This window comes from uncultured Rikenella sp. (assembly GCF_947628055.1).
Lineage (GTDB): Bacteria > Bacteroidota > Bacteroidia > Bacteroidales > Rikenellaceae > Rikenella.
Map to the genome: position 1 here is coordinate 1 of NZ_CANQYJ010000100.1, position 8,813 is coordinate 8,813.

The 8,813-nt window shown below is 58.1% G+C and carries 3 protein-coding genes and 1 pseudogene; all 4 read right to left on the bottom strand.

The features are described from left to right. Nucleotides 1-575: pseudogene (locus Q0Z93_RS08555) on the bottom strand (hypothetical protein); the annotation flags it as partial. A gap of 1,679 nt (nucleotides 576-2,254) precedes the next feature. Continuing rightward, the gene (gene der / locus Q0Z93_RS08560) at nucleotides 2,255-3,595 is read right to left on the bottom strand and encodes a ribosome biogenesis GTPase Der (protein WP_298064545.1); all 1,341 of its coding nucleotides are present in this window, start codon (nucleotides 3,593-3,595) and stop codon (nucleotides 2,255-2,257) included. A gap of 534 nt (nucleotides 3,596-4,129) precedes the next feature. Then, nucleotides 4,130-7,531 (bottom strand): ATP-binding protein, encoded by a 3,402-nt coding sequence (locus Q0Z93_RS08565; RefSeq protein ID WP_298064547.1) that lies wholly within the window; start codon nucleotides 7,529-7,531, stop codon nucleotides 4,130-4,132. After that, entirely contained in the window at nucleotides 7,531-8,007 is a 477-nt protein-coding gene (rlmH, locus tag Q0Z93_RS08570) for a 23S rRNA (pseudouridine(1915)-N(3))-methyltransferase RlmH (RefSeq protein WP_298064548.1), read from the bottom strand. Before rlmH ends, Q0Z93_RS08565 begins: the two co-directional genes overlap by 1 nt. Nucleotides 8,008-8,813 lie beyond the last annotated feature (806 nt).

The window sequence follows — 8,813 nt, forward strand, 5'->3', positions numbered from 1 at the left end:
CCGGAGGTCCAGCGCCTTCTGGCGATGACCAAGTCTGACTCCGGCATCAGCGGCGCTTCAAATGTGGTGCGGTACAGCCCCACTTCGTTGGCCTCCGGCAATTTCGGCGGCACGGGCTTGTAGGGCATGAATTCGTAAGGCTGGTTGGTGTAGATGGCATCTCCGTACCCATTGACTTCCCATGTCGCGGGCACGTTCAAGGTGTCCCATGAAGAGACGTCGAACTCGGGTTTGTAAAAATCCGCGGGCCGCTCCCGATGATCCGCCAGCCACTTGAACCGCCACGGCCGGTTGAGCGAGATATAGTATTCGGAGGTGGTGTAATCATTGGCTGCTGCGATATTCCGGTTGTCGTAGGACATGAAGAATGCCCGCGGCCGTTCTCTTCCCACGTGTGCGATCTCGGGGTTCTGCCACTCGGGTAGGGCGTTGGCTGCTGCCACTGCGGTCGTCCCGTCGCGGTCGCCGGCTGCGCCGAATTGCCACTGGGTCGGCGGCAGTTGGCCGTATGTCTTTGCACTCAATCCGCCCATGATGAGCAGAAGGGCGCCTAAGGTTTCGATGTTCGCTTTCATCTTTCTGTTATGGCTCGGTTTTTATTGTATCTCTAAAATGTGTCGTTCCGCGGCTGGCTCCGAATCTTTTTGTCGCATTCGACCCCGTTCTGTTTGCTCTTATTTTCCGCCGGCTGCGATCGTTTTATATAGCTTTCCGCATGCCTGGAAAAATTCGGCTCGCTGAACCGGTCGGGTTTCGCTCATGCCGTGTCAACGGGCGGGCCGGAATCCAATCCTTTTCGACTTTTGGTCGCGTGCCCGACGCCGCCCCACGCGGAGACCTCCGCTCGGCACACGAGCCGCAGCTGTTGGCTGTTTCATTGGCCGCCTCTACCCCAAAGCCTCCGCTGGTTCCATCCTTTTCCTATACCAAACTGTGTTTTCGCGTCAGCAAAAATCCGGTTCGCAGAACCGGTCGGCCCGCAACCCCGGGCATGCGGAGGCCTGGTGCCGCTCGGCACACGAATCGCAGCCGTTGGCTGTTTTATTGGCCGCCTCTACCCCAAAGCCCCGCTGGCGCCGACCCATTTTGCAAACAAAAAACTATTTCATTCCGCGCGCCAACGGAAATCCAGTTCAAAAGCGCAAGCTACTTTTGAACGATTTCCTTCTCCAGCTGTCGCGCGCGGAGGCCTGGTGCCGCTCGGCACTCAAACCGCAGCCGTTGGCTGTTTCATTGGCCGCCTCTACCCCAAAGCCTCCGCTGGTTCCATCCTTTTCCTATACCAAACTGTGTTTTCGCATCAGCAAAAAATCCGGTTCGCAGAACCGGGCGCGCCGGAGCCACCCCGGGCGGAGGCCTGGTGCCGCTCGGCACTCAAACCGCAGCCGTTGGCTGTTTTTTTGGCAGCCTCTACCCCAAAGCCCCGCTGGCTCCGACCCAAACGAATGTTGTTTGTAAAATAGTACGGTTTAATTTTAGTTGTTGCGATTCACAGAATCGCCGGCCTCTGCGCCCAGCGGCGAAGCCGCTCGGGGGGTGGGCGCGAGGCCGAACACGCAAAACTTTTTATCCGTACTGTTTTTCAACCAAGTCGCAACCTCGGGCTTCTTGGCCGAGCAATTTCCCTGCTCGAGTGTCGAGCTGTACTTACCTTAACAAGGGCCGCGCGCCGGGAAAATCGTTCGTTTTCAACTGACATTGAAACCGTCGATTTTCCTCTCTCGGCGTGGCGCGCGGAGAGTTTGAGAGAACTGCGCTCCCGCGCAGGGGCGTGTGCCCTCGCTGGGCCTGCAAAATTTCGTTTTGCTTGGATCGGAACTATTCCGAACAAAAACCGCGCGCCGGGAAAATCGTTCGTTTTCAACTCGCGTTGAAACCGTCGATTTTCCTTTTCCGGCGTGGCGCGCGGAGAGTTTGAGAGGACTGCGCTCCCGCGCAGGGGCGTGTGCCCACGCTGGGCCTGCGATACTTCGTATCGCTTGGGCTGGAACTATTCCGAACAAAAACCGCACACCGGGAAAATCGTTCGTTTTCAACTCGCGTTGAAACCGTCGATTTTCTCTCTCGGCGTGGCGCACGGAGAGTTTGAGAGAACTGCGCTCCCGCGCGGGGGCGTGTGCCCACGCTGGGCCTGCGATACTTCGTATCGCTTGGGCTGGAACTACCCCAAACAAAAACCGCGCACCGGCGGAAGCCCGGCTCAAGCGCAAACCGCCCCCACCTCGACGCTAAAGCCCAAAGGCAGGCAACCCGTCTACTTCTGCCGGAAATAAATCTGCATCGGCACCCCCCCGAAATCCCACTCCCCTCGGATCCGGTTCTCCAGGAACCGCCGGTAAGAATCCTTCACATACTGCGGCAGGTTCACGAAAAAAGCGAACTGCGGCGTCGGCGTCGGCAGCATCATCGCATACTTGATCCGGATATACTTCCCCTTGATAGTCGGCGGCGGCGTCTGCTCGATGATCGGCAGGATAAAATCATTCAACTCCGAAGTCGGGATGCGCCGCCTCCGGTTCCCGCACACATGCAGCGCCATCTTCAAAGCATCGAAAATACGCTGTTTCTCCGTCACCGACGTGAAGACGATCGGCACATCGTTGAACGGCGCCAACTTCCCGCGAATCTGCGCGGCATACTCCTTCATCGTATTGGACTGTTTGTCCGGAATCGTGTCCCACTTATTGACCGCGATCACACACCCTTTCCGGTTCTTGACGATCAGGTGGAAGATATTCATGTCCTGCGCATCGACCCCCTGCGAGGCATCGAGCATCAGAATGGCCGTGTCGCACTCCTCGATCGCCCGGATCGTCCGCATCACGGAGTAGAACTCCAGGTCGTCCGTCACCTTCTGCTTCTTGCGCAGCCCGGCAGTGTCCACCAGGTCGAACTCCATGCCGAACTTGTTGTAATGGCTGCGGATCGCATCCCGCGTCGTCCCGGCAATCGGCGTGACGATGTTCCGCTCCTCACCCAGCAAGGCATTCGCGAGCGACGATTTTCCCACATTCGGCCGCCCCACGATCGCGAGCTTCGGTATCGCAGGCACCTCCGGAACCGCAGTCCCGTCGTCGATCCCCGCCTCGCCGGCCGTTTCCGCCGGCAGCGCCGCAACGATCGCGTCCATCAACTCTCCCGTTCCGGAACCGGTCATGGAGCTGATCGTGATCGGATCGCCCAACCCCAGCGAGTAGAATTCATACGAATCCGCCTGCCGCACGGAGTTGTCCACCTTATTGACGGCCAAATGCACCGGTTTCGACTGCTTGCGCAGCATATCGGCCATCGTCAGGTCGAGGTCGGTGATCCCCGTCTCGACATCGACCATGAATATCAACTCATCCGCCTCGTCGATCGCTAACTGCACCTGCCGGCAGATCGCCTGCTCGAAAATATCTTCGGAATTGACCGTAAAGCCGCCCGTGTCGATCACCGTAAACTCGCGGCCGTTCCAGTCGGTCGTTCCGTAATGGCGGTCACGGGTAGTCCCCTCGGTGGCGTCCACGATAGCCTGCCGCATCCCCACTAACCGGTTGAACAGGGTGCTCTTGCCGACGTTCGGCCGCCCCACGATCGCTACGATGTTTCCCATCTCGTTCGCTTTTATTGACGTTCACAAAGGTAATATAAATTTCCTTAAGCCTCGGCCTGTTTTTAATTCATTGATAATCAGATTGATGCTATTTTGTTATTAAAAAATTTTAAAAAATTAATAAAATAATTTTGTAATTCGGTTTTCTTGCCTTACCTTTGTCGCATCGATTTAGGGAGGGTGGCAGTTTGATACACAAATTGCTTCTTTTCATAAAGAGTTTGGGTTAGTAGCCGAGGGGGTGGTTCCCCGAAGCAGGGAAATGGGCAGGCCGTGACGGACTGCCCATTTTCTTTTTACGATTATATACTTTATCGTACCAGGCATCCCTTGTCCCGATTTTTCGGCTCGCGCCGCCCCCCGGCCGCTAAAAGCGGCCCCCGGCGCAGAGCCGAACCGAAAAGAGGAAAAAAGTACATTAAAGTATATAATCGCGCTTCTTTTATGTCTTTTCCGAGAGGCAAGCGACCGGAGGCCGAGCTTGCACCGCGCCAGCCGGAAACTCCAGACAGAGGATAGCGAAACAGCAGATTTTCAGCAACCGGGTGCCGTCGGGAATCCCTCCGTTGTTGTTTCCTGCGAAGTGTCGATCGGCAGGTCGACGGTAAATATCGTGCCGACCCCCACCGTGCTCTCGAAAGCGATATGGCCGCCCAGCTGTTCGACGATCTTGCGCGAAAGGGCCAGTCCCAAGCCGCTGCCGCTGCTTTTGGTGGTGAAATTCGGGGTGAAAATCTTTTTTTGGATCTCCTCCTGGATGCCGGGTCCGTTGTCCCGGAAGCTGATCCACGCCCGGCCGCAGAGCACCCGCAGGTCGATGTCGATCCACGCAGGGCTTTGCCCGGCCATCGCCTGTACGGCATTCTGGCAGATGTTGACGAACACGCGGGTCAGGTGATCCGGATCGGCGGTCACCCATATTGGCCGGGAATCGGTCTTGACCGGCAGCGGCACGCTGACGGCCTCGGTCTCGCCGGCCGCCGGATCGCTGTTTGGCAGACCGCTGTCGCATTCGAGATGCAGCCTTACGCCGATGTTGTCGTACCCCGAGTAGAGCTTGGCCACGTTGCACACCAGCGGGATCAGATCCACCCGGACGGGACGCCCCTCTCCGATCTTGGCGAAGTCCGAGAATTCGCTGGCGATTTTGTTCAGCAGGTCGATCTGGTCGAGGAGCAGGGCCAGCGTGGATTCCACCTGGGGCCGCAGTGTGTCGCAGTCGTTCTGCCGCATGGAGCGTTGGAGCATCTGTATCTTGAGCCGCATCGGGGTCAGCGGGTTCTTGATTTCGTGGGCCACCTGCCGGGCCATCTCTCGCCACGCTCCCTCGCGTTCGCTGCGGGCCAGCCGGCGGTAGCTCTCCTCCAGGTAGTCGATCATCGTGTTGTATTGCTCCACGAGCAGGCCCACTTCGTCGCTGATTTTGCGGCTGGAACCCACGGCGTCTATTTTCTGCATTTTGGAGATGTTGCCCATCGCTTCGCGCAGCTGGTTGAAAGGCTTGATAAGCAGCCGGTAGAGCAGCTCCGACAGGAGCACGGCGATGCAGAGGACGATCAGAAACAGGTTGAGAATGTCGGACAGCAGCTCGTGTTGCAGGTAGCTGTTGCTGGCGCTCGGGCTGAAGTATTGCAGATTGAGGTAGCCGCGCAGGGTGCCGTTCGTGACGATGGGGGCGAAGGCCGATGTGTACTGCGATTGGCCGATGTCGGCGGCGTAGAACGGTCTGCCCAGGTAATGGAGGTACCGGTAGGCCGAACTGTTCATGCGGCTGGCGTCGAGTGGGCTGTCGGCCGAGGTGGCGATCAGGTTGCCGTCCGGGTCGAAGAGGCTGATGCTGTAGTCCAGGTCGTTTTGCTCGCCGGCCAGCCATTCCTGCGCGGTTCGTTCGTCGAGGGCGGTGTCCTGGAGGTATTGGGCGATGCTGTACCCTAACCGCTGCATGTTGTTGTTGACGAAGCGCCGTTTTTCGCTCCGAAAGTTGGAGAGCGTGTGGCCGATGATTACCCAGGTGACCGCCACCATGGCGAAGAGAACCACGCCGATCACCACGGCGCGTATCTTGAAGGTCATCCGGGTGCCGAGCCGCTGGATGTTGAAAGTGTAGCCGGCGATTTCCAGCAGCAGGCCGCACAGGATGAAGAGCAGCAGGAAGATATAGACGTACAGCGAGACTGCGTCGAGCATGGTGGTCGCTTTCCGGCTGATCAGCAGCAGGCCGGGGCGTCCGTCCGGACTGTAGTAGTTGTATATGAAGTGCGTCTGGCCGTTGCGGGTCAGCGTGGTGTCGCGGCCCGGCGGGATGATGGGGGCCAGTCCCTGGTAATCGTTGCTGTTGTCGTGCTTGAATATGATCTGGTTGTCGACGACGCGGGCGTAGGAGAAGTACTGGAACCGGATGTCGAGGCTGAGTTCTCCGGTGGTCTGCTCTTCGTTGCGGAGAATCGCGTGGTCTTGGGGCGTGGTGGCCAGAATCCGGGCGTAGAGTTTCTGGGCGTTGTTCTGGGCGAAAGCGTTTTCCTGGGTGGCGAAGAAGGCGATGTAGGCGCTGGAGATAAATAGCGAGATGAAGAAGGAGTCGCTGTGTTTGTAGCTGATGCGGAAGTATTCGGTTGCTGCGGTGGTGAGGTAGAACAGGATGAGGATGTATCCGGTGTGGCGGATCTGGGTTTCGATGGGCCAGAGAATCAGCAGGATCAGTGCGATGGTGACGCCGATCCGCAGGGCCATTTTGCGGGTGCCGAACAGGGTGAGGCCGACGTGGGCGATCAGCAGGCGGATACTGACGAACAGTACGGTCAGCAGGTAGAACATGGCGCTGGTGTACGTCAGATCGAAGAGATCGTACATCTGGATGTTGATCTTCGGGGTGTAGATCGACAGAATCAGCGCGTAGTGGAACACGGCGATGACTGCGGCCGTCAGCGTGCAGCTGGCCAGCGTTGCGAGGGCGCGGCTTTTCATGCCGGACCGCCGGTACTTCCAGTTCAGTTTGGCTCTCACCTGGAACAGGTAGGCGATGTAGATGAAGAGGATGCCGTAACTGAGCAGCAGGTCGCCCAGCGAGTTGAGGATCAGGTTGTGCAGGCCGTATATGCGTTGGAACAGCACGCCGTTGGCGTTCGGGATGCCGGCGTAGTGCATGCCGATACGGATCAGGGAGTAGACTATCAGCAGGATGCCGGCGTTCTGGAATACGTTGTGGCGGGTGGTATGCCGCCGCACGATGTTTTTGAGGTGCAGGCACAGCAGCAGAACGGCGCACCATCCGCAAAGCTCGGCCCACCAGGGCATGCTTTGCATCGGTTTGGCTTCGATGTAGAAGCTGTTGCCGGCCGCTTCGATCAGCCGGGCCTGCACTAACCGGGCTCGGATGCTGTCGCTGGCGGGCAGCAGGGCGATGCGCTGTTCGGGAAAAATCCGGGGGTTGTATCGGTCGGTCTCGCGGTCGCGCAGGGCGATCGATACGACTGCGCTTTTGCCGTTCCGGCTCTCCAGACGGGTCAGTACTTGGTAGGGGCCGATCTGGCGGAGGGTGGAGGAGGGGGTCAGCCAGATCGGGTCGATGTTGGGCGGGTATTCGTAGTTGGACCAGTAGACCATCGACGAGTCGCGGAACAGCAGCAGCGAAACGCCTTTGTCGCTCCACGAGGCGGGTATGTCGCCGTACCAGAGGCGCTGTATGTACAGGGTGTCGTCCTGAGTGTCGAGCCAGCTTTGTACGGTGTGCCGTGTCTCCCGTTCGATGGCTTCGAGTGCGTGTACGATATGCTGGCTGTCCGGATCGACTTTCCGGCCCACTAAGAACATCGAGTAGAAGAGGTTCACGGCCAGCAGGCACAAGGCTATGGGCAGCACGAATGGGCCTGTGCGTGCCCGGAAACGGAGCCCGAAGGCGCGGAACAGGTTCGTTCGTTTATGTGTGTTTCGGTGCATCAGGAGTGGTGGTAAGGTTCGCCGCCGAGGATGGTGAATGCGCGATAGAGCTGTTCGGCGAAGATCAGGCGCACCATCTGGTGCGAGAAGGTAAGCCGGGAAAGCGATATTTTTTCGTCGGCCCGTTCATACACGGCTGCCGAAAAGCCGTAGGCGCCGCCGATCACGAAAACGAGTTTCCGGGTACCGCGGTTCATCGTGCTTTGCAGCCAGTCGGCCAGCGCTGTCGAGCTTTCGGGCAGCCGCCCGTTCTCGTCGAGCAGCACGACGCGGTCTGAAGGGGCGAGCTTGCCGAGTATCTGTTCTCCTTCGGCTGTCTTGATTTGTTCCGTGCGCCAGTTTTTGGCATTTTTCAGTTCGGGGATGATGGTGGTGCTGAAGCGCACGTAATGCTCCAACCGGCCCGTATATTCCCGTATCCCGTTTTCCAGCCACGTCCCTACGGTTTTGCCGACGACGATCAACTCGATTACCATGCTCTTTCGGGGTCTGTTTTCAGCAAAGCTACGAAAATGCGTCCGATTCCTTTCGTATTTATTTGTTATTTTTGCATTTCTGAGCGTTGTGGTTAACTCACGGGGCCGCTGTCTGCGGGGTTGGGTTAGTCCCGGCCCGGATCGGGTGCCGCTCAGCACCCGCGTGCGACGGCTGAAGTAGGAAATCGTTCAAAAGCAGCTTGCGCTTTTGGACAGGATTTCCTCCAGCGCGCGGAATGAAATAGTTTTTTGTTTGCAAAATGGGTCGGCGCCAGCGGGGCTTTGGGGTAGAGGAAGCCAATAAAACAGCCAACGGCTGCGGTTCGAGTGCCGAGCGGCACCCGCGTGCGACGGCTGAAGTAGGAAATCGTTCAAAAGCAGCTTGCGCTTTTGAACAGGATTTCCGCCAGCGCGCGGGACAAGTACAGTTTCGGGTCGCAGCCTGCGGATTGGGTCTGTTACGACTCGGTTCGGGTGCCGAGCGGCACCCTCCGCCGGAGATGGCTCCGGCCTAACATAGGGAGATTACAGCCAAAGTTCTTTCGCGTCTGAGTGGCACCGTCCGACGCCGGCGGAGGTGCAAGTAAGCGTAGCGAAAGTTGCGCCCTCCGCGTGGGGCGGCGTCGGGCGCGCGACCATAGGTCGCAAATAATAGTTTTTTCATCGCCTCGAACCGGCGGGCGTTTGTTCTTTATAAAAAACTTTTTTGCAGCCCTCATGCTGGGCGGGCACTTTCTTTTTATGATGCGATAAAAAGTAAGCAAAAAGCGCATCAAAGGGGAGCTTGCACCCCCTTTGCCATTCCC